Source organism: Pedobacter sp. PF22-3, assembly GCF_026239555.1.
Taxonomy (GTDB): domain Bacteria; phylum Bacteroidota; class Bacteroidia; order Sphingobacteriales; family Sphingobacteriaceae; genus Pedobacter.
Genome location: NZ_JAPIVP010000013.1, coordinates 52,011 through 75,898, shown reverse-complemented (window position 1 = coordinate 75,898; position 23,888 = coordinate 52,011). Strand labels below are relative to the sequence as shown.

At 38.8% G+C, this 23,888-nt stretch carries 16 protein-coding genes; 14 read left to right on the top strand and 2 right to left on the bottom strand.

Going from position 1 to position 23,888, the window contains the following annotated elements; genetic code table 11:
• Positions 1–1,425: 1,425 nt before the first annotated feature.
• Both OQX63_RS16520 and OQX63_RS16515 read left to right on the top strand, forming a co-directional pair.
• Positions 1,426–2,433 carry a S1 family peptidase gene (locus OQX63_RS16520; RefSeq protein ID WP_265851925.1) on the top strand — a complete coding sequence of 336 codons (1,008 nt, stop codon included), beginning with the start codon at positions 1,426–1,428 and terminating at the stop codon, positions 2,431–2,433.
• A 169-nt stretch (positions 2,434–2,602) separates the two neighbouring features.
• Entirely contained in the window at positions 2,603–2,728 is a 126-nt protein-coding gene (locus tag OQX63_RS16515) for a hypothetical protein (RefSeq protein WP_265851924.1), read from the top strand.
• A gap of 174 nt (positions 2,729–2,902) precedes the next feature.
• Here OQX63_RS16515 and OQX63_RS16510 read toward each other — a convergent pair whose 3' ends face one another.
• The gene (locus OQX63_RS16510; protein WP_265851923.1) at positions 2,903–3,316 is read right to left on the bottom strand and encodes a VOC family protein; all 414 of its coding nucleotides are present in this window, start codon (positions 3,314–3,316) and stop codon (positions 2,903–2,905) included.
• A gap of 239 nt (positions 3,317–3,555) precedes the next feature.
• Between OQX63_RS16510 and OQX63_RS16505 the strand changes: the two genes are divergently transcribed.
• Complete coding sequence (locus OQX63_RS16505) at positions 3,556–4,710, top strand: aspartyl protease family protein (RefSeq protein WP_265851922.1); 1,155 nt, start codon at positions 3,556–3,558, stop codon at positions 4,708–4,710.
• A gap of 241 nt (positions 4,711–4,951) precedes the next feature.
• Here the strand turns inward: OQX63_RS16505 and OQX63_RS16500 are convergent, their stop codons facing one another.
• A complete protein-coding gene (locus OQX63_RS16500) occupies positions 4,952–5,566 on the bottom strand; it encodes a hypothetical protein (RefSeq protein WP_265851921.1) in 615 nt (204 codons plus the stop codon).
• Between the two features lie 294 nt (positions 5,567–5,860).
• Here OQX63_RS16500 and OQX63_RS16495 point away from each other — a divergent pair, with 294 nt between their 5' ends.
• The 11 genes from OQX63_RS16495 (at position 5,861) to OQX63_RS16445 (ending at position 23,859) form a co-directional block, all read left to right on the top strand.
• On the top strand, positions 5,861–6,922 hold the full coding sequence (locus tag OQX63_RS16495) for a sensor histidine kinase (RefSeq protein ID WP_265851920.1): 1,062 nt from the start codon (positions 5,861–5,863) through the stop codon (positions 6,920–6,922).
• Positions 6,919–7,611 (top strand): LytR/AlgR family response regulator transcription factor, encoded by a 693-nt coding sequence (locus OQX63_RS16490; protein ID WP_265851919.1) that lies wholly within the window; start codon positions 6,919–6,921, stop codon positions 7,609–7,611. Before OQX63_RS16495 ends, OQX63_RS16490 begins: the two co-directional genes overlap by 4 nt.
• A gap of 18 nt (positions 7,612–7,629) precedes the next feature.
• Positions 7,630–9,384 carry a CocE/NonD family hydrolase gene (locus tag OQX63_RS16485; protein ID WP_265851918.1) on the top strand — a complete coding sequence of 585 codons (1,755 nt, stop codon included), beginning with the start codon at positions 7,630–7,632 and terminating at the stop codon, positions 9,382–9,384.
• A 135-nt stretch (positions 9,385–9,519) separates the two neighbouring features.
• Positions 9,520–11,055: a SulP family inorganic anion transporter gene (locus OQX63_RS16480; protein WP_265851917.1), complete on the top strand. Its 1,536-nt coding sequence runs from the start codon at positions 9,520–9,522 to the stop codon at positions 11,053–11,055.
• Between the two features lie 689 nt (positions 11,056–11,744).
• Positions 11,745–14,600 carry a SusC/RagA family TonB-linked outer membrane protein gene (locus OQX63_RS16475; protein WP_265851916.1) on the top strand — a complete coding sequence of 952 codons (2,856 nt, stop codon included), beginning with the start codon at positions 11,745–11,747 and terminating at the stop codon, positions 14,598–14,600.
• Between the two features lie 34 nt (positions 14,601–14,634).
• Positions 14,635–16,152: a RagB/SusD family nutrient uptake outer membrane protein gene (locus OQX63_RS16470; RefSeq protein ID WP_265851915.1), complete on the top strand. Its 1,518-nt coding sequence runs from the start codon at positions 14,635–14,637 to the stop codon at positions 16,150–16,152.
• An 11-nt stretch (positions 16,153–16,163) separates the two neighbouring features.
• A complete protein-coding gene (locus OQX63_RS16465) occupies positions 16,164–17,273 on the top strand; it encodes a discoidin domain-containing protein (RefSeq protein WP_265851914.1) in 1,110 nt (369 codons plus the stop codon).
• Between the two features lie 4 nt (positions 17,274–17,277).
• The gene (locus OQX63_RS16460) at positions 17,278–18,402 is read left to right on the top strand and encodes a DUF5007 domain-containing protein (RefSeq protein WP_265851913.1); all 1,125 of its coding nucleotides are present in this window, start codon (positions 17,278–17,280) and stop codon (positions 18,400–18,402) included.
• 21 nt (positions 18,403–18,423) lie between these two features.
• Positions 18,424–21,570, top strand: a complete 3,147-nt coding sequence (locus tag OQX63_RS16455; protein WP_265851912.1) for a SusC/RagA family TonB-linked outer membrane protein — start codon at positions 18,424–18,426, stop codon at positions 21,568–21,570.
• Between the two features lie 11 nt (positions 21,571–21,581).
• Positions 21,582–23,102: a RagB/SusD family nutrient uptake outer membrane protein gene (locus OQX63_RS16450; protein ID WP_265851911.1), complete on the top strand. Its 1,521-nt coding sequence runs from the start codon at positions 21,582–21,584 to the stop codon at positions 23,100–23,102.
• Between the two features lie 16 nt (positions 23,103–23,118).
• Entirely contained in the window at positions 23,119–23,859 is a 741-nt protein-coding gene (locus tag OQX63_RS16445; protein ID WP_265851910.1) for a fasciclin domain-containing protein, read from the top strand.
• Positions 23,860–23,888: the final 29 nt, after the last annotated feature.

Here is a 23,888-nt window from a genome sequence, read left to right as displayed (position 1 = left end):
CAGATGGACAAGAGAAAGAGAATATATATTTTCTCCTAAAAAGTGAAAAATACACAAAGTCTAACATGACCAGGTATGTTACCATCAAGACCAGGAGGCTTGACACCGCTTACTCTTTTACCATACCCTGTAATTGCAAGCCAGGATACCTACATTTTTATCATAATACCAATCCGGAATCTGGAAATGTGAATCAAAAAATTTACACGATAACCAGGAAAACTTTACGAAAGATCCGCTTTGTAAACCTTGAAACATTAATAGACATCATCAAAAAAAACGACACCTATTTCAATAGAAAATTTAATCTTTTTCTGGTAGAACCTGGCGATATTATAACTGTCTTTCCAGTATTCAAAATCACATCATTCGGAGATTACGCCGATGACGTAGTAGAACAATGATAATAAATTTAAATTTGGTTTCACCCTGTGAATAGGCACTAAAAAACAGATTTCAATATTAAGTTATACTTATGTAGTGAATTATTTCCCCAAACGAAACCAGGATTATTATACCTAACAATGTATCTTGGGGGAAACAATTGACATACTAACAAAGTTTCAATATTAATTTTAATTGAATCTGGTTATCACCAAGAGAAGCTAATTTCGATAGTGAGGCCATAATTTGGTTCGAGAATTGCCCAGTTAGGGAACAAAGATTTTTAAGTCTGAAAATCACATAAAAACCTCATTTGTAGGGATAGAATGGGGTTTTTTATTTCCATAATGGGAAGTTTCTTGCTCCAACTTGTCTTTTCAATAGCCAAATCATGTTAAGTTTTACAGGAAAAACTGTCGAATTTAACGTATGACTTTTACAAATATTTAACAAAGAAAATCCCGCCATTTAGGACTTCCGGCGGCATCCCGAAAACAAGCGGGAGTTCTTAGTCAAAGATCAGTTTGTTAAAAAACTGATCAATTCAGAATTGGACAGCTATAGATTGGCCATTAGCAACCTTGATTCAAAGTTTCATCTCTTTAGTGCCGATGAACTCAAATATTAGGAACGGACGAATTGACTACAACCATGCAGGTTTATCAACTATTGAAAACCTTAAATTTGATTATCATTAAAAATCTGATCTTATTTTTCCTGACTTGCATTATTGCTACCGGAGCATTTCTGGCGGATAGCACTATGAAAAATCCCCTGCCAGCTTTTATTGTCGGATTCGGAGTTTGGATGTTATTTCCTTACCGGCTCGGACGAAACAAAAAAGGCTGAGTTCAATGTAGCGTTTTCAACAATTTAATCGTATAAATAGCGGCCGGGAGGATGTTGTCAAAGCTACTTTCTTCATGTGCGACAAATAAGTTTTAAAAAATTAATTATTTCATAGTAGTGACAGACACCAAATGCCCGATTAGCGGGAGTTAACTTAAAATATTAAATACTATTATCTAAGCTCAATATAATATGCAAGCAAAAACAGTATTGACAGTTTTATTAATAAGTGTTGGAATAGCCGTCCAATCATGTAAACGAAATAACCCAGTTGTTCCAAAAAGCGAGCAAACCGTTCCGAAGATTGAAGATATTTTGAACGGAAATGATCAAAATCTGATTAACCTGCTAAATAAGGTACGGGGAAGCGTTGGAAGACGTGGCTACGGATCAAAAACAATTTGGAGTAGAAAAAACGATTATGGTTTGGGACTTTATATAAGCGCCAACCATGTTTATCACATATCCGGATGGAATTCCCGAAACGCCAAATTCTTTGACTTATCGTCCGAAAACACGGGCATTTTTGAATCATCGCAACTTCCTCCGACTAATGGAGGTATCGATTTAGGTAATACACTGGTGGCAGATTTCCCCTTCATTCATTTTGATATTTCTTCCGGTGCCACTAATACGACCATACTGCCGGCAGAAGATTTTTATCTAGGAATAAATGATAATCAACGAACTCCGCAAGGTCCTTTTCCTAAATACCCTGAACTTGTTAAAACGTCTGAACCATTGCAACTATACGATCCTGAGCATAGGACAATAGCAACCCAAACATGGAATACCGCTGTGGCAGGCGAAAAAGTCATTGCAGTTGGTTATCCTCGGGATGATATCAACTACCCTAACGGAGCAGTAGCTTATGGAAAAATATTATCCGATAAAGAAGCAGCGGAAGCAATCCAAAAATTGAAGATTGCAGGCGATGTCGAAGGAGATATCCCCTATAATGCGAGTGCCGAATTCTTTATAGAAGCGCAAGCGATCGGTGGAATGAGCGGAGGGGGCGTATTTAATTCTGAGGGGCAATTATTGGGAATTATGGTGAGAGGAAGCGATAAGGAAGGTGCTCCTAAAATCATAAGAGTAGTAAAAATATCTTATATTAAAGCTGTCTTAACAGAATTTTATAATGGTTTATCCGAAGTAGACAAGATCAAAGTAAGCCCATTTATAAGGGGCGAATTATGATAAATCGGCAGATTTAACCGAGGTAAGCCGCAAGCTCCTAGATACAGGGTATTTCAGATATCTGCCAAATGATCCCAAAAAATGTTTTATTGCAATGCGGCCAGTATCGTGATAATTTTTAGGATCACCGTTGAGGATGATGGTGTGGGATTTGATACTGAAAGCCCGAATGAAAAAAAGGAATACAAATGAACAATATCAAGGCGAGGAAGCCTATTTAGATGGGAAATTTGATATGATGTCGTTTGATGGCCACGGTGCCAGCATTAATGTAGAAATGAATATGTGCTCTTAAATACCATTTTCCCTTACATTAGGCATAAAATTTCAATTACCCTGGTAAAATTATCTACTCCCCGTAGCCTGCACTTGAGTCATCTCGTTACTTATACTCATTATGCATCTGCAGCAGCAAAAAGCAAGCTAGGCAGAACCCTTGCTTGCTTTTTTACTTAAAACGACATCCAAACTACCCCAGCTGTTCCGGGATACCTTTCGGATCCATCCACATATATTCCCAATGGTGGCCATCAAGGTCATCAAAACTGTGCTGGTACATAAATCCATAATCAGTAGCCGGATTAGGTATGGTAGCGCCGGCAGCTACCGCTTTATCTACCATTTCGTTAACCGCCTCTTTAGTATCAACAGATATGGCAATAGAAGTTTCAATAGCTTGGTGGGCGTCTATAATTTCTTTTTCGGTAAAGGTTTGGAAAAAGGTTCTGGTGAGCAGCATCACGTAAATCGTATCGCTGATAATCATACAGGTTGCTTTCTCGTTGGTAAATTGCGCATTAAAAGTATAACCGAGTTTGGTGAAAAATGCTATTGATCGGTCAAGATCGTTAACAGCCAGGTTTACAAAAATTTGAGTTGCCATATTTGTTTTCTTATTTTAGTTATCCAAAGATACTACCGTTGCTTACAGATGCTCGTGTGCAAAAACGACAAGTTAAGGGGTTAAACGCGACTTAAATATAGGGTGCTAATCATTTGAACTGCTCTAAACTTAAATGCATAGAAAATTACAAAGTTTAGCGATTATTTTTATCTTTAATTTCGGTGGCAGCCATCAATAATTTCACTGTAAGTCTAAAACCTAAAATCCATTTATCGCTCATGAAACGAATATTGCCTGTTTTAATGCTCTTGCTTCCCATTTCTGTCTTCGCTCAAAACAAACTGCCAGTGGTAAAGGCAAGCGCTGGCCAGGCCAAAATTTACGAAGAGCATAACGCAATGTCACGCTGGTATATTAATCCTAAAGTGAAACTCGACATTTTTACTACAGGTAAGTTTACAAAGTCCAAAAGGATAAAATTCAAAACAGATGTCGACTCGATTATTTTTAACATCAGTCCCGGGCAAAAAAAGGAATTTATTGTTTTATTAAATGGGAAAGATTCTTGCCTTACCCAAATCGCTGCCCCGGTGCTCAAAAACTTTAGTAAAGTATCGCCTGAAATTCACGATTCGATACCTTTTTTTGTGAACAAATACAATACGAATTTCTTACCCATCGTTTTCAACGGTACAGATTCGCTATTCATGAATTTTGATTCCGGCGCAAATGATATCGACCTTACCAATGCTGCACTGGCCACAAAAGTGAAATCAAAGCCCAGTCTTTACCATACCGATTATGATGTCAAAATTGGAAACCATACATATAAAAGCAAGATTTATGATATTGAATTAGCTGGAAATGAAACCGATGGTTTGTTAGGCTGGGATATATTTGATGGTATGATTGTAGCCTTAGATTATGATCAAAATAAAATGATGGTGCATTCTGCCATGCCAAAGGAGATTTTACAGGATAAACATTACAGCAGGTTTAAGATCACTTATATCAAAAATAAACCTTTTATAGAAAGTGAAATTTCGCAAAGCGGAACCAAAAATAAAAGCCTGTTTTTCTTTGATCTAGGTTACCAACGTACCGCTATGCTTGATCATGATCTGTTGCGGGAAATGAAGTTTCCAACCGAAAAAATGGAAGTGATCAAAAAAGTAATGATGCATGGGGTAAAGGGTAATGAAGTGCCGGTAACCACGGTAAAACTTCAAAGTTTGAAGATTGGTCGTTTTGAACTGAAAAATGTACCGGGTCAGGTGATGGAACACAACAAGCCTATGCCTGGTATTAACGTTCATTACCTTGGAACCGATATTTTGAAAAGATTTAATACAGTTTTTGATTTTCAAAATAATGTGATCTATTTAAAGCCCAATCATCTTTACGATGTTGCCTATGCAGACCAAAAGAGCTAATCTCATTTGTTTTTTTTACAGTAAAGCACATAGCATTAGGTCGTCATCTCGATCCGATGGCTATCGGATGAAGTGCAACGAAATGGAGAGATCTTTTAAACTAGGGTTTCTACTTCAATCATCTGTTTTTGCCTCGCAATGACGAGTCGACCTTGCGATTGCATTGCTTAACTTAAGTATGGAGCGTAAGGATATAGGCTTATTTCCATCATCCGTTTTTACCTCAGCCCCATGTTTTTCATTAATCAACAAATTGTATTTGTTGTACCAGATAAGCTTTTCCAAATTTCTGCGGATCGTGCACCACTGTAGCCTTAATGGCTTTCCATTTTGGACGTTGTCCGTTTAAAACGTTCGCACGGATTTCCTGGGCATTCAACCAGATTTCCTCCAGCTCATTCTGAATGGTACTGTTTGCATAAGTGAGCTGTAACTTACCTGGAATCATATAATAATCAGTTCCTGTTTTGCTCAGTCTTATTACTGGTCCGCCTGGCACATATGAAGTAATCAGTTGAACAGGAAAAGATTCATTTCCTTTATACTGCTCCTTGCTCAATATCTTTTCGAAAACAAAATAGTATTCAGGTCCATCCTGTAAAGGCACTTCGTCGCGGTTAAATCTCGCTTTAACACGGTAACTGTAACCGGGTTCACGCTCATCAAAACCCGAAAGCGAAGCACCAGCATCTACATTGCCAGGTAGCTTTAATAGGAGATCATTGTCTGCACCATAACGATGGCTGACCAGTAATTCCACTTCTTCTCCATTTTTTAAGTTCAGCGGACCATATCTTTCTGATTTTTTACAAGAAATAAACGCGAACATGAGGAATAGAAAGAGTAGTTTTTTCATAGCGGTTTGATGATTTAGATGAATTGTTTTTTATAAAACGTAAAAACACCGACAGGCGCTACACCAGATTGATCATTTTGTTTCTCCCGCAGGTGTAAAAGATTAACGCAGCGCGCACTAAGATATATTTAGTTCTTTTGCACAATTGACTCCCGGCGTCAGACTTCAAACTCTGGACTATTCCCATCCTATTATTCCAGCATAAAAAACACTTATACACCAAAAGCCTACGCTCGTGTACTTTGTCTTTTTTCTTAAAATTAGTTTTCGTTGCTTTGTTCAGAGCAGAAAATTTTGGTAAAGAAACCCTACATATCGCTTTATTGGAAATGTCAGTTAATTGGCTGGTCGGTGGCGGCTTTGTACTGGACATTCCAAGGTTGGTCTGCTGCCGGTAATTTTAAATTCGATTTGGCTGTTGTACAGTTTGTTTCGGATGTGTTGATGTACATTTTGATTACCCATTTATACCGTAATTTTGCAAACAAAAACCATTGGCAGAATCTTTCACTCGAGAAACTGATCTGGCGAATGTTGATTGTTATTCCGCTGATGGGTATTTTTTATACCTTGGTTACCATTGGTAAGTTGTACCTGGTGAGGCTGCTGTTCCTAAGCCATCCACAGCAGTCGTTCACCGATTTTTTTAATGTAAATGCTGCAGGTATTTTTGTCGCCGGTATCCGCTTAATGGCCATCTGGCTTTTAGCCTATCATCTTTACCACTACGCAAAAAGAGAAATAAGGTTATCGGTAGAAAATGCCAGGTTGGAGCTGAGCTTTAAACAATCGCAACTAGACAACCTTTCCGCCCAATTAAATCCTCATTTTTTATTCAATGCACTTAATAATATAAAATCTTTGGTATATACCCGCCCCGATGCTGCAGGCAGGGCAATCGATCTGCTAAGTGAACTGTTGCGTAGCGGATTGTATAAGGGAAGTGCCATGCTTATTAAGTTGAATGATGAAGTGGAATTGGTGAAAGATTACCTGGAACTGGAAAGTTTGAGAATGGAAGAAAGATTAACTTATGAGTTAGATATCGATATTTCGCTATCCGGACTGTTGGTGCCGCGCCTGTGCACCCAAACATTGGTCGAAAATGCGGTAAAACATGGGGTTGCACTAGCGAAACAAGGTGGAAAGATTGATGTAATAGTTCATGAGCAAGATGGTTTTGTAAGTATCCGTGTTTTAAACCCCGGCAAATTGAAACAGGATAAAAAGGTTGCAGGCATAGGAATTCAAAACCTGAAAGAACGGCTCGATCTCAGTTACCAGCACTGTGCATCTTTCAGCCTTTATGAAATAGATCAGAAGGTTTGTGCCGAAATTAAAATTCCGATCAGATGAGAAACATCAGGACATTAATAATTGATGATGAAGGCGGTGCGAGGCAGGAACTGATCAGGATGTTAAAAGGCTATCCTCAATTTACGGTATTAGGCGAGGCCGCCAATGCTGATGAAGCCGAACAGCTGATTGGACTTTTAAAGCCCGACCTGATCTTTTTGGACATCCAGATGCCTGGCCGTTCCGGTTTCGGCCTTTTGGAAAATTTAATACAGGTACCACAGGTGATTTTTGTAACGGCTTTCGATCATTATGCCGTGCAGGCTTTTGAAGTAAGCGCTATGGATTACCTGATGAAACCTGTACGCGAAGAACGTTTTAAAAATGCTATAGATAAAGCAATAGAAAAGATTGGTAGCAATGAGGGAGCAGCTATTTTTGTAAAAGACAAGGGTAAACACTACTTCATAAAATGGAAAGATGTGCATTTGATCGAGTCGGTAGAGAATTATGCCAGACTCTTTTTTGGTAGGGAACAAGTATTGCTTAAAACTTCTTTAAATAAACTGGAAGAAAACCAAGATTGCCAAAGGTTTTTTAGGGCAAGCCGAAGCATTTTATTTAATTTAGATTATATCAGTTCTGTGAAAAAGGACGATAACCACACCCTGGTAGAACTTGTAACAGGAGAACAGATCAGAATCTCTGAACGCCAGGCTATTAAATTTAGAAACTTGATTAAGCAATAAAACATTAAAATTTTAATAATGAAAATGAACTTAGTGAAACTGGGTATGGCTGTGCTATGCCTTGCATTGGGACTGAAAACTTTTGCACAGCAAAAACTAACTTTACCTGATAGCAATAATTATATCATTAACGATAGTGTATTGATTAAGACGAAATACGGCATTACTTTATCTGCTGTAGTGGTGAGGAAGAAAGGTATGCCGCAGAAATTGCCTGCTGCGCTCTTATATTTTATCTACTCCAACACCAATAGAAGTTTAATGGAAGCCAAGTATGCGGCCGATCATGGTTATATCGGTATTGTGGCTGATGCAAGGGGAAAAAGGCTCAGTCCAGATATGCCGGCGCCTTATGAACATGAAGCTAAAGATGTAAATGCTGTTATCGATTGGATAGTCAACCAATCGTGGAGTGATGGCAGGGTAGGGATGTACGGCGGAAGTTATTCAGGTTTTGCGCAATGGGCAGCGGCTAAATACCTTCATCCGGCATTAAAAACCATTGTACCTTATGTTGCTGCTATTCCAGGACTTGGCTTACCCATGGAAAATAATGTTTTTTTAAACGCTAATTACCAGTGGGCATTTTACATCACCAATAACAAATATACCGATGATGTGGTGAATAACGACCATACACGCTGGCGCAAAATGCGGAACAACTGGTGGGAAAGTGGAGCCGCTTATAATAAAATTGATAGCATTGACGGTACCCCAAATCCCTGGCTTCAGAAATGGCTTAGCCATCCTGATTATGATACTTACTGGCAATCGATGGTACCCTATGGTCGCGATTTTAAGCGCATCAATATTCCGGTGCTCAGCATTACCGGTTATTACGATGATGGACAGGTTTCTGCATTAGAATACCTCCGCGAACATTATAAGTATAATCCATCAGCTGAACATTATTTAATTATAGGCCCTTATGATCATTTTGGATCGCAGATAGGTGGAGCAGCCAAACTAAGAGGTTATGAGGTAGATTCAATAGCGTTGATTAATACCCGTGAAATTACTTTCCAATGGTTCGACTATATTCTTAAAGGCGGAAAGAAACCTGCATTGCTCAAAGATAAGATCAACTTTGAAGTAATGGGAGCAAATAAGTGGAAGCATGCTCCTTCATTGGCAAAGATGGAGGATTACCACATCCGCTTTTATCTGGACAGTGCCGAAAACGGAATGATGCTTTCGGAGCAAAAGCCGGCCAAAGAAATTTTTATGCATCAACAGGTTGATCTGGCAGACAGAACCAGGTTTTACAACGATTATTATCCTGATCCGATCATCAAAAAGGAGATCGACAGATCAAATGGACTGTTTTTTATCACGAAGCCATTTAATCAGGCTGTTTCTGTTTCAGGTGAGCTACGGGGGCAGTTAAAAGCCATCATCAACAAAAAGGATATGGATGTAGGCCTTATTCTGTATGAAGTTACGCCCAGTGGCGAATATTTTCAGCTGTCTTATTATTTAGGAAGAGCCAGTTACGCATATGATATGAGGAGAAGGAACTTGCTTAAGCCTGGGAAATTAGAGTCTATACCTTTTTATAGGTCGAGAGTATTCAGCAAGCAGTTGCAAAAAGGCAGTAGGTTGCTTTTAGTGCTCAATATTGATAAAAATCCTTTTGCACAGATCAATTATGGAACCGGTAAGGATGTGAGTACAGAAAGCATAAAAGACGCAGGCACCCCTCTTAAAATTGAATGGTCTACACAGAGTTTTATAGCGCTAGGTTTTTCAGTAAATGCAAAAAGTTTATTTTAAACAAATATTGCTGCTAGCTGGTCTGGATTGTAGTTCTTTGGCCCCGCTGACAATGAACTTATTCAGCATCCATAGTTTATTATAGCAGTATTGTTGTCATAATTTAGATATTTGCAGCTGCTAATAATTTTACTGATGAGACCCTACCTGCAACTATTCGATTTTTCAAAGAAAATAAATTACCGAACCGAAATGCTTGCAGGTTTAACGGTAGCCATGACCATGATTCCCGAATCGCTTTCATTTGCTATTCTTGCCGGTTTCCCTCCTTTAACAGGACTATATGCTGCTTTTATTATGGGGTTAGTTACTGCTGTTCTTGGCGGCCGGCCCGGCCTGGTTTCCGGTGGGGCAGGTGCAACGGTAATTGTACTTATTGCTTTAATGAAAAGCCAGGGCATAGAATATGTTTTTGCTGCGGTGGCTTTAGCAGGACTAATTCAGATTACGGTTGGCTTGTTTAAGCTTGGCAAATTTGTAAGGCTGGTTCCGCAGCCCGTAATGTTCGGTTTTGTTAACGGTTTGGCGGTTATCATTTTTATGTCGCAGCTAGGACAATTCAAAACCCTTGTTAACGGCAAATTAGAGTGGTTAAGTGGCATGCCTTTATATATTATGCTGGCTTTGGTATTGCTCACCATTGCCATTGTAATTATTCTCCCAAAAATTACCAAAGCTATTCCATCCTCGCTGGTGGCTATTATTGTGGTTTTTTTTGTTGTTTTATTTTTTGGTATTGATACGAAACTAGTTAAGGATATTGCTTCGGTAAATGGTGGTTTTCCGCCCTTTCACATTCCGAGAGTACCACTAAATCTGGATATGCTCAAGATCATTTTTCCCTATTCGCTCATTATGGCAGGAGTCGGCCTAACAGAAGGCCTGCTTACGTTGAATCTGGTTGATGAAATTACTGCAACTAAAGGCAATGGGAACAGGGAGAGTATTGCACAAGGCATTGCCAACATTGCAAACGGCTTTTTTACGGGAATGGGCGGCTGTCCAATGATTGCCCAAACACTCGTCAACCTCTCCGCTGGTGCACGGGCAAGGTTATCAGGTATTATTGCGGCCTTAACCATACTGGTTATCATTTTGGTTGGTGCTCCGGTCATCGATCGTGTACCTATGGCTGCCTTGGTTGGTGTAATGATGATGGTCGCCATTGGCACTTTCGAATGGATGAGCTTTAAAGTAATCAATAAAATGCCACTGCAGGATATTGTCATTGGCATACTGGTGGCAGGCATTACCATTTGGCTTCATAACCTCGCGTTGGCCGTATTAATAGGGGTAATTATTTCGGCACTTGTTTTTGCATGGGAAAGTGCTAAACGGATACGGGCCAGTGAACATAACGATACCAATGGTGTAAAAACTTATGAAGTATATGGCCCTTTATTTTTTGGATCAGTTGCCCATTTTAATGAACTATTTGATGTGACACACGATCCTCAACAGATTGTAATTGATTTTAAGCATAGCCGTGTTTTTGATATGTCAGGCATTGATGCGCTGAATAAACTAACTGAACGCTACCGTCTATCGGATAAAAAACTTCAATTAAAACATTTAAGTAACGATTGTAAACGCTTACTGAAAAATGCTGATCAGATTATAACCGTAAATATTATAGAAGATCCTACTTACCAGGTGGCTACGGAAAAGTGAATTGATTTAACTTTCCGTTTTAAACCATAGACTATCTTAGGTTCAAGCTGATTTTTTGGCGGTAGCAGGGAGTTTTGTTAATGCCTAAACCATTGTTACCGTATGGCCTAATTGTTTGTCCAAATGGTGTGGCTATACTAAAACGTTTAAGTATTTAAAGGGATTGCAACAAAAAATTGTTCAAAATATTGTGTTTGTCGGTTAAAAATATCCTTATGTACTGTTTTATAAGATGTTACTTTTCTAAAGTATCCTGATAATATTTATTTTTTTACCTGTCTGTTTGACAGTTATTTTGTCAGAATTAAATATTATTGCATCATTTAATAAAAATTTCATAAAAATGACAAATCATTATTAAAACGTTTTAGCATATTATATATTTGAGTTAACCAAATAACTAAATTTTATGAGAATCCCTAACTACTACTACCAAAGTACCTGTCTTTTTAACCTAAGACATGTCTTGCCGTTTCTGAAAAAATAAGTTTTAGCAATCATTTTTTTACCAATTAAAAGATCCATTAACTATGCGATACTTATGGGCGTGCCTTGCTTTTTTTGCGGCGTTTACGTTAAACGTTTTACCGAATTATGCTGCGGGCAAAAAAAATCATAAAGGCCTTACAATTAATTATTTGATCTTTCAGGATACAACGAAAATAAGGATCGTATCGCTAAAAGACTCCTTGAGAAAGGATAGTCTTGAACAGATCAGAAAAAAAACACTTTACACCAAATTATCTGGAGGTGTACAAAAAGACACCAGGGATTTAGCACTCTTCCCGGCCATTTCATTGCAGCAAAATTTAAAGGGCAATTTTGCTGGTCTTTATGTTCAGGAACCTTCAGGCGAACCTGGTTCTATCCAGAACATGTTTATAAGAGGAGCTGCCATGCCCTTATTATCTAAAAAGGATTTATACGATGCCCAGCCGCTGGTGGTTCTTGATGGAATCCCTTTGGTAAGGGAGCATCCTTTTGCCTTCGACATACAGCAATTCGATTTTAACAGAATCGGACCGGCAACTAATTTACTGGCCGGTATCGATATGAATAATATTGCATCCGTAGAGGTGTTAAAAGATTTAGGTTCCACCTCCGTTTACGGACCAAGAGGTGTTAATGGGGTAATTGTTTTAACCTCAAAAACAGCAGTTGGCAAATACCGCGCTATCTCTTTCAATTCGTATATCGGCATGGTGCAAAAACCATTCGTAAATACCATCAATGGTAAGTATGAAAATAATTTCAGGCAGCGCTTTTATGATGTATACACCACAAACGGCAGGTATTCTGATGATGAAGAGTATCCGGTATATTTAAGTGATTCGCTAAATAATGTATATAGTGGAAAATCAGACTGGACCGATTTATACTATAAAAATGCGCTGGTATATGGTATTAATTTCTCACTGGCTGGCGGTACCGATAGGGCGAACTTTAGATTTGCATTGGGTAATACCAAGAGTGAAGGCGTAGCCGATGAAACGGGTATCGACCGTTATAGCGCCACTTTCAATATCAATATGAAGCCAACCAAGTGGTTGCTGTTTTCAACGATGATTAATGCGAACCGCTTAAACCGCGATAGAAATAAAACCTTACGCGACAGATTTGCACAACTGAATTATTTTCCTGATTTAAGCGCGCCGCTGCCTCCAAATAAAGATTTCTATGGTTCATACCTGCAACAGTACAAAAAAGGTTTTGATGATAACAAAACGAACTCCATTCAAGGTTATGCCAAATTAGAAGGGATTTTTGGCCAGTTTAAAGTGGTGTCATCTTTTAATGCCGATTACAGTGAAGGCTATAGGGATGTTTTCTACGCCAGAACGCTTTTGCAAGGAAATAGTTATGCATCTAATTATTATGGCTTTAGCCAGAGATTAATGATGGATAACAAGGTAACTTACGATTTAAACCTGAATAAGGTTCATGATTTTCATTTTGCTTTAGGGCAATCGATGCAGTGGGATATTTATAAATACAGTAACGCCTACGCTTATAAAGGTGTTAACGATTATATTAAAATCAACTTGCTTGATTCTAAGCCTAAAAATGATGATGGCACGGATAACGGAGGTTATTTAACACCAGTAGCCTTTCCGAGAGAATTAACTTACCGGTTTTTAGATAAAACAGAAGATAACTTATTGTCATTTTATGGAAAAGCCGATTATTCATTTAGCGATAAATACTTCCTGTCAGCCATATTACGTTTAGACGGCTCTTCAAACGCACAACCCACAAGCCGTTGGTTTTATTCGCCAACTATTTCTGCCGCCTGGAATCTCAAAAACGAATTTTTGAAAAACAAGAGCTTCGTTGATGATTTGGTATTGCGTGCAAGTGTGGGTAGAATGGGGCGTACCTTCAGTTACGATAATTATACACAAGGCCCACAATATACAGCTTCAGTAGGCTATACCGGTAATTTAACAGTGCCAGGATACAATGCCTTCGGGGTATTAACCCGCCCTTACCAGTTTGGTTGGGTTGGTTATGGGGTGCCCTGGTCATACTCAGATCAACTGAATATTGGTGCTGATGTAGCCATGTTAAAAAACCGTCTTCACGTTTCAGTTGATCTTTATAGTAAAACCGATAAAAACCAACTAATTGGGATCCCTGCTTATGCAGAATATGGTTATAAACAAGCGATAGAAAGTGGCATGTCTGTAAACAACATGGGGATCGATTTTACCGTGAGTGCCCAGGTCATCGCAAAAAGTAAATTCTCCTGGAATTCGGCCTTAAACTTTAATCACAATGCTAACGAACTAAAAGCATTGCCTAGAGGATTGGATCAGTTGGTGGTGGGCAACAGGTTTTTGAAAGTTGGCCAACCGGTAGATCAATATTGGTTACTGGAGAATAATGGTATTTATACTTCGGATGCTGATGTACCAACAGTTAACGGGCAAAAGTTAAAATATAAAGGAATTGTTTTAAAGGCAGGCGACCCACGCTGGAAAGATCAAAATGGAGATAACACCATTGATGATAATGATAAAGTATTGAAAGGCCACTCCTTACCAGCCCTTTCAGGTGGTTTTGATAATAACTTTAAGTATGGCAATTGGAGTTTGGGTACAAGTTTCTACTTTAATTTAGGCAGAAAGCTAATCAACCAGGAGATGGCTAACCGTTTTGATTTTGTTAACCGCGAAGGTAATACCGATATCAACTCTGTGAAGGAAATTACTTTCTGGGAGAAACGTGGTGATTACTCAAAATATCCCCTTTACAATCCTTGGAGTACGGTAATTCCATATCGTGCAGATCAGGACCTCTTCTTAGAGAATGCTTCATTCTTAAAATTAAGACAGGTTTCATTGGGTTACGAACTGGGTAATTTGCTCAATAAGAAAAACATTAAAATCAACAAATTCTTTGTGTACGGTGCAGTGAGCAATATTTTCACCATCACGCCTTACACTGGTCAGGATCCCGAACTGGTTAGCTACGATGGCGTTGATACCGGTTATGGCCAACCTATTCCGAGAACGTATACCCTGGGTGTTAAAATGGAGCTATAAGATGAAAACAAGAACGAACAAAACATCAAGTAAGATGAAAAATATATTTTACACACTACTGGTTTCTGTAATAGCCTTTTCTAGCTGTAACAAAGCTTTAGAAACCGATTCTACCAGGGTTGTAGGAGAGAAAAATGCCTGGAATACGGTAGAGGATGCCCGATCTGGAATTTTGGGTGTATATGCTTTAACCCGGGCTGCACTATCAGATAATAATGGTCATTGGATTTATGGAGATGTAAGAACAGGAGAGTTTTTAAGTCCGAAAAGACAGGATTTAAAGGCAGTGATCGGCAATAATTTAAATGCCGCATATCCTGTAATGGAGGCCCTATCTGATTGGACAAGGTTTTACGCCATAGTAAACGGTGCCAATGTTTTCCTGGAAAATGTTGGGCATGTAAAAGAAACAGATAAACGATACACCAGCAATAACATGACGGTAGATATTGCTCAGGCCAGATTTTTAAGGGCTTTTGCTTATTTCTACATGGTGAGAATTTGGGGCGATGTGCCGTTCATTACCTCATCAGACGAAGGTAAATTTAACAATAAACCCCGCGAAAGCCAGGCCAGGATTTTAGCTTGGGCAGAACAGGAAATGCTTAAAGCAGCAGCTGATTTGCCATTTATCTACAGCGGTGGTGATGTGCAGCAGCCAACTGATTATTATAATGAAACTTCGGGAAGATGGGGTGGTGCTTTGGCCACAAAAGTTACGGTATATGCGGTTTTAGCTCATTTGGCAGCCTGGAATGCCGATTATACCAGCGTTTCTAAATATGCCAAATTTGTTGAAGATAATTATGGTAGAAGCGCGGGCGGTTTTACGGGAAGTGCTGATTTATCGAACTCTAATGGTTTTTTCTACAATAAAAATACCAGACAGATGTTTGGTTTCAACTCTGATTATGGCCATGTGGATGGTTCATCAACCGGGCATATTGAAGAGTTGACGCTAGCTGAACCGGTTATGACCAAGTCAGTTCCGGATATTTACCTTCCAAAAGATTCGATCCTAAAATATTTCAATCTCCCAAAAGACCAAAGGTTTGCGGTAGATACTTTGGGCCAGGCTAAATATGATGGAAGATATTTTACCAACCTTAATGGTAAATATCCCATTTTCAGTAAAATCAAAGTGATCCAGGGCGGAGGAACAGATCCAAACTTCAGGTATTTTACCAGTGCTCTGGTTTTTACCCGCTTAGAAGATATCATTTTGCTGCGCGCGGAAGCATTATCGGTTTTGGGTGATCAAAACGGAGCTTTAAATGAATTGCTGGTTGTACAGGGTAGGAGATACGATGACGTAACGGCTTTGGTTGATGCAATCAACACTAATGATGTTATCAAATTAATCTTCGAAGAGCGCCACCGCGAATTGATGGGCGAAGGCTCCAGGTGGTATGATCTGATCCGTTACAACAAAATCAAACAGAACGACGCCAAATTTATGAATCTCATTAATTCTGGTGGAATTTACTGGCCAATATCCAGAAAACTCCTTTCTCAAAACAGTTTATTAACCCAAAATGCTTACTGGCGCTAATGATAACGGATATGAAAAATTCAATAAAATATTTAGGCGCATTGGCAATCTTATCGTTGCTAACACTCATTAACCTGGCCTGCAAAAAGAATGGAGGATTTTATGATGCACCAGATCAGAATGCAACTTTTTCTGGTAATACTTACGAGTACCTGAAAAGCAAACCGGGCGTTTTCGACTCGCTTATTGTTGCGATTGACAGGATGGGCTTGAAAAAAACATTAACCGATAGTAATGTTACCTTGTTTGCAGTAAGTAATCCAAGCTTTCAATTGGCTTTACGGAACTTAAATACCTTGAGGAAACTATCTGATAAGGACCCGCTTTTTTTAGCCAATATCGATGCCGTTCAGTTAGATACAATGACCTCGTACTACATTATAAGAGGTAAAAAAACAACCGATTCATTAAAACTTCAGGATGGTTTAGATTTGAAAAGCGTACGTATGGGTTATCCCATGCATGCAAGTGTAACCAAAATATCGGCTTCTGGTCAGGTTGCTGCCGGGCCGGAGATTATTAATTTCGATAATACCAAAAAAAGCAAATTTATTCGCAACTGGGCAACCAGTACCACATCATCAAATAACATTAGAACAAAGAATGGTATTGTGCATGTGATCAGTGCCGATCACGTATTTGGTTTTAATGAGTTCGTTACCCGGTTAACTTTTGTACCACCACCACCAAACCTTTACCTCGAAATTGGCGGTATATTTTCATCCAACCGTGAAAATGGTGGAGGTATAACCAGTGGAGAAAATTCAAGAAAAGTAATCGATGGTGATGATCATACTAAATTCCTGGCCGATTTACAGGGCGAACTATGGATGAGGTTTGAACTTAAAACACCTGCTGTTTCATCGGTATATACTTTAACATCTGCCAATGATGCCAACGAGAGAGATCCAAAAGCATGGACTTACGAAGGCTCAATGGATGGCTCTAACTGGGTAGAACTGGATAGAAGGTCTAACTTCTTCTTTGAGGAAAGATACCAGCAAAAGGTATTTAGGTGTACCAATACGGTTGCCTACAAATTTTACCGCATTGTGATTACCGAGCTTAGAAATAGCGGCACTTTCCAGCTGGCTGAGTTTACCATAAACAAAACGAAATAAAGTGATGGGAAATAAAAACACTAAAATAAATAGTCCGATGAAATCGATCATATATAAATATTTTGCGCTCGTTTTGCTTACCGTAACCCTTTTTAGCAGCTGTAAGAAGATTTTCGATTTACCTGATGAGAAAGATTATATGAGCAACAATGTGAATTTTAGTAATAAAATTCTGGAGCCAATTATCGGTAGAACCAATCTTATCGGTGGCTTTAACAGCGATAACTCAACCAATCCGATCACCTTCGAAATTGTAAACGTAAGGTTTGGTGATGGAAAGCCAGTGAGCGATCTTTTTACAACAGCACCAACTTACGTATGGACAGCCCCTTATACCGGTTTAGAAAAAAGTTTGGCAGAAATTGAGGCTAAAAGAAAAATCGAAACGCATCCCATATTCGAAATACGTTCATCAGGTGAGTTTATCTTATGGCCATCGGCAACTAATCAGATATTAAAACCGCGCCCGACTGATAGTACCAACTTCTCTCAGGATACCCGCTTTTTTGATGTTAAGGTTAAAAATACGGGTGGAGAGCGCCTGATTAGGGACTTTCAGATCAGGCCTTTCAGAGAGCGCCCTTACGAACCATCGAATGATTTTAATGCATACACGGGTTTGCCTGCACCTGATCCAAATTTTCCGTTTGATAAAAAACGGAGGGATTACATTCGTCCTTATCTAAATAATGTAATTGGTGCAACTTCAAGCTTAAACTTGGTGAGCAACAATGAGAAAAAGGATGCGGTTGTATATATCCGTCCGCTAACCTCAGGCGGTAATGGACATTCGTTACGCATTGTAGTTTTGGGCACAGATTCTTTACCGATTGATCCGAAGTTTTTCAATGAAACAGTTTGGGATAAGATGATCCATGGTTTCAATATCCAAAAAACCGACAAATATGTTCAATATGATGTTGCGTATCCTATTCCATTGGTAGAAATCCCTACATCTTACGCCAGGGGCGGATCAAGGGCAAAAGCAGAGCTGAGTTACTCCCGGATTGGTTTTGGTGGTACACGTACCGTGGGCAGTTTCGGCGTCGATTTCGCTATTTATAAGGCTGGCGACTGGGAAATCGTCTTTCATTTCAAAAATGAGAACCCAAAATTTGCTAACGAATAGTTGATCAATAAAGTTAATATTATGAAAAGAAATATACTTTTATATACATTACTTATTGTATGTATAATATGTTGTACGAATGCCTATTCGCAGGAAAAAAACATTATTGTAAATGGCAGGGTACTCGATAAAGATACCAAACAGGGGGTGCCAGGCGTATCTGTTGTTTTGCAAAGCACAAATAAAGGCTTAACGCAAACCAATGGCGATGGAAAGTTTTCGGTTAACGTACCTGTTGGCGGAACACTGTTGTTTAAATTTTTAGGGTACAATACCGCATCAGCCAAAATTACCGGTCAAACCAATATTACGGTTACCATTAGCGAAGACCGTAAAGATCTGAATGATATCATTATTGTAGCTTATCAAAACAGACCAAAAGAAACAACCGCTGGATCGGTAACGGTGCTTAGCGGTAAAGATGTTTCCGATGTTCCGGTATCAAACATTGAGACGCTTTTACAGGGTAAAGTACCGGGGTTAAATATCCAGAACAATACCGGTGCTCCGGGTTTTAGGGGATCGGTACAGCTTCGTGGTTTATCCAGTTTAAGCATTTCAGGCAGTGGCAACGATTCATTTTTACAACCCACATCGCCATTGTATATTATAGATGGTGTGCCTTTGGATGCAGATAGGGCGGCAGAGTTTGGTTTTCAAACGCAGGGTCCTGGTGTAAGTCCACTTTCGCTGATCCCTCAGGAAGATGTTGAAAACATCCAGATCCTGAAAGATGCGCAGGCGACTTCCATGTATGGATCCAGAGGTGCTTATGGGGTAATCATCATCACCACTAAAAGAGGTAACTCTAAAGTGCCGCGGATTAAATATGTATCGAACTTTTTCGTTAATGCTCCGCCTAAATTACGCGAAACATTAGGTGGTAATTCCGAACGTCAATTAAAAATCCAGCAGATTATTTTAAACGCAGAAACCATAGATCAGATCAGGGGAATTAGCAATACACCTTTTCTTGCCGATAGTTTAAATGCCTACTGGAATAATTCTACTGATTGGCAGGATGTATTTTATCAAACAACCTTTAACCAAAGTCATAACCTGGCTTTAGATGGCGGCGACCAAAAATTTAATTACAAAGCCAATATGGGCTATTATTCAGAAAAAGGGGTAATTAAAAATACTGGTTATAATCGTTACAATTTAAATATGAACATGGAGTTTAAACCGAATGATAAATTTAGATTTTTCGGTTTCGTTAATGGCTCGGTGGGTAAACAGAATAAAGGTAACGGTGCCGGCTTACTTCAATCGGGGGTAGCTTCAAACGGTCAGGCCTCAACACTTTTACCGCCTCCATCTTTTTACCAGGCTTCTGGCGGGGTATTATCTGCTTTGCAAACACTGAATGATAATAACTCTAGAAATTTACGGGCAAATATTGATGCCCGTTACGAATTTATACCTGGTTTGGCAGCATCTTCTACCTTGAGTTACGATTATACTTCAGATACCGAAACTACATTTACACCGGCTGCGGCCAATGGATCATTTGCCAAACTTTATGATTATAACGGCAGAAATTTCCAGTTGTACAATAGAAATGCAATTACCTACGCTAAAACATTGGGCGATAAGCATAATTTCTTTATCAATACATTTAATGAAATTTATAAACTAGGTGCCCAATCATCCATAAGCCGGCAGGAAAGAATTCCAAATGATCAGCTTCAGGGGCCACTCGGTTACGATGGTTATTATTCAAGAGGTGGCGGGGTGTTAAGTAGTTATAAAAATGCTACAATTGCCTCTTTTGCAGGATCACTATCTTATGATTATGATAAAAAATATGTAGCCGAGTTCTCTTACCGTTTAGATGGTACTTCATCAAGTGGTTTGGAAAATCCATATTCTAAAAACTCTTCAGTAGGTTTAAGGTGGAATTTTAATAAAGAAAACTGGTTAATTGATCAAAAATGGCTAGACTATGGTAGTTTAAGGTTAACATGGGGCCAAAATATTGTACCTACAGGTAATCTTCAAAGTATTTATGGTATTTATAACCTGAATGGAAATTATAACAATACGCAAACCATCGGTATCGATTACGATTTAATTCCAAATCCGGCTTTAAAGCCAACCACTACAAGTCAATACAATATTGGTTTTGATATTGGTTTCCTGAACAGATTTTCAATCGTTGTAGATAGTTATTTCAAAAAGGTAGATAATTTATTGTTCGATCGTGTTTTATCAAATACTACAGGTTTTAACAAACTAGCAAGTAACGATTTGGGTATCGCCAACTATGGTACCGAGGTCAACTTAATTGTAAAAGCCATTACCAGCAAGGATTTCGATTTATCTTTTTCAATAAATGGCGCATATAACCGTGATGTGTTGTTAAAATTGCCTGAAGAGTATAACGGACAGTATATCCGCTTCGATGGTTCTGGTTATCTGCAGCATAATGTTTTCCGAGTAGGCAGAAATACCTTATCAAACTATTTGCGAATTAACCAGGGCGTATACAAAACAGATGCAGATGTACCGGTAGATCCGGTTACCGGAAAAAGGTACCAAACCAACAACACCTTCTTTTACGGTGGAGACCCGATTTTGAAAGATGTTAATGGCGATTACATTCTGGATGGCCGTGATTACGAAATTACCGGAAACTCACAACCATTGTTTACAGGTGGTTTATCCCTCACCATGAGGTATAAAAAGTGGGGCTTAAACGTGTATGCCAGTTACACAGCCGATAGGACAATCTTAAATAATGCCCTTGCTGATCGTATTGCCATTATGCGAAATCCTTATGCATTAAATGCCGTGGTACCTTTAGGCGATTTAAATATCTGGCAGCGCCCTGGTGATGTGGCTAAATACCCATACCCTTATGATTTTGCCCGTTATGGAAATATTCAGCCACTTAGAGCCGATCAAACCTTATGGCAGGAAAGTGGTAGCTATCTGAAAATTAATAATTTAACGCTGTCTTACATGTTCGATAAGAAGTTGATCCGCAGGTACGGACTGGCCAATTTAAGGATCTTTGGTTCTACCAATAACTTAATCACATTTTCTAAATATAGTGGTCCAAATCCAGAAAACGTAACCGCATTAGGGCGCGATATTTCTAACGGTTACCCTGTACCACGTACCTATAACATTGGTTTAAACTTAGAACTTAATACAGGCAACTAAAAATATTTATTATGAAAAAAGTTATTATTTACACTTTGGTTATTGCAGCATGTTTTTGCCTGCCTTCATGTAAAAAGTTTTTAAACGTACAGCCTTTAGATAAACTAACAGGGAACAACTATTTCCAGACTAAAGAGGATGTTGTTGCCAATATTTATGATCTGTCGAGGATTGTTTTTAGCAAAATAAACGAAACACATTATGTTGGTGCAGTTGGAGAATACAGATCGGGCGAGGTGTTGCACGAAAGCCAGTCTGATAATGCCGCTTCACGCGAATATGTGGAGTACTTAGGCCGAAACGATCTGTTAAACCTGATCAGAAGGGGGCAACCCTGGGACTATTACAATTTTGATAGAATAACCGATTGGAGTGGTTATTACAGGGCAATTCAAGGTGCCAATATTTTGATTGCGAAATTAGATGAAGGTGTTCCTGGTGTTACTGATACCGAAAAAGGACAGTTTAAAGCTGAAGCTGCATTTATTCGTTCACTTTGTTACTTTACCATGGTGCGGTTATTTGGCGATGTTGTGTATTATACTGATGCATTTCATTCTACATCACTACCCCGCGAAAATTTTGTATCCGTATTAAATAAATGTATTGCCGATTTAAACAGTTATAAAAATCAGATTCCATTTACCTATGGCGATCCTGCTCTAAAAGGGGTTCGTGCAAGTAGAGGCAGTATCATTGCCTTAATGATGGAGATGAATATGTGGAATGCAGGTTTTGATGGTGCTAACGCTAGAAAATATTATCAGGCTACTGCAGATTTAGGGAAAGAATTGGTTGCCAGTAACGCTTATCGGTTATTACCACTTTCAGATTGGTCAACAGTGATCAAAGGCCGTTCAGATGAAAGCCTGTTCGAATTTTATCAAAGTATAAATTATGGTGATGCCGTGCTGAATGTTGCACCTATTGCCGATATGTTTTTGCATTATCCGTACAAAAGACCAGAATATACCCACCGTGTAAGTTTTGCTTATTACCGTGGCGAATACATGCAGAAACTTTTTCAGGATGGTGGCGACAAAAGAATTACTACCTGGTTTAATGAAGATATTTTTGCCGACAATGGCAAGTTCATGATGTTAAAGTATGCCAAAAACTCTTTTATAGTAGGAGAGGAAGATGCCAATCCTGACAACACCTTTATGATTTTTAGGTACGGTGGAGAACTCCTGCTTGCAGCAGAAGCGCTGGCCAATATTGATGAAGATGCCGAGGCCATAAGATTGGTTAATCTGGTAAGAGCACGTGCTGGCGCATCCCCGTACACCTCTTCAAACGGAGATCTTAAAGAATTTATCTTTTACGAACGTTCAAGAGAGCTGATTGGAGAAGGTCAACATTATTTCGATTTGGTTAGAACGAAGAGAATCCTGAACAGTCAGTATTCTTACAACGTGCTCACGTCAGATAAATTTAGTCGTGGTGCCTGGACCTGGCCAATTAATTCTGGTGCACTAAACAACAACCCCTTTATGAAATTGAATGATTACTGGGTTAATGGTGGTAATTAATTATAATAAAAGAGATATGAAAAAGCTAATTTTTGCTTGTGCTGCTTTACTGCTTGTATTAAATGCTTGTAAACGTGATGAATATTATCGTGATGGAGGCCTGGCTAATCCTAATTTTAATGGGAATATGCTTCAATATTTACAGGCTAAAAAAGTACCTTTTGATACCATCGCCCAGATTGTAAAGCTGGCGGGTATGGAAAGCAACTTTTCTAACGAAGACTTTACTTTTTTTGCGCCTGATGATGAGGTAATTAAAAAAACAATCGGCACAGTTAAAACCAATGGGTTAAATAATTTTCTTTTTTATTCAGGAAAAGATACCGTTAAAACGCTGGATCAGATTAGCCCGGTAATCTGGAGGAGATATCTGCAACGCTACATGTTTAAGGGTGTGAATAGGTTAAAGGACTATCAGCAGATCGATTTTGATGTTAAGAGCGTTTATCCGGGTGGTTTGTATTATTCTTTTGGGGGTAATATCTCAAATATCGGGGTAACCTATGCTACTGCAAACAATATCAAATACATAGGCTACCGCCAATTAAACTTAACTTATATTCCTGATGCTTCAAAACCTAATGATAATTGGTACATCAATAAGGTGGCATCATCTGATATAAAACCTACCAATGGCGTTGTACACACTTTGGCCTATAATGACATAAGAGGCGGCGCTTATTTTGGCTTTAACGAGAGTGATTTTTTTAGTGATGTATATTTTAGCGGTTTAGCGCCTTCTAATTCCTCAAAATAAGTCATAACTGTTTTTACCTCAAGAAAATT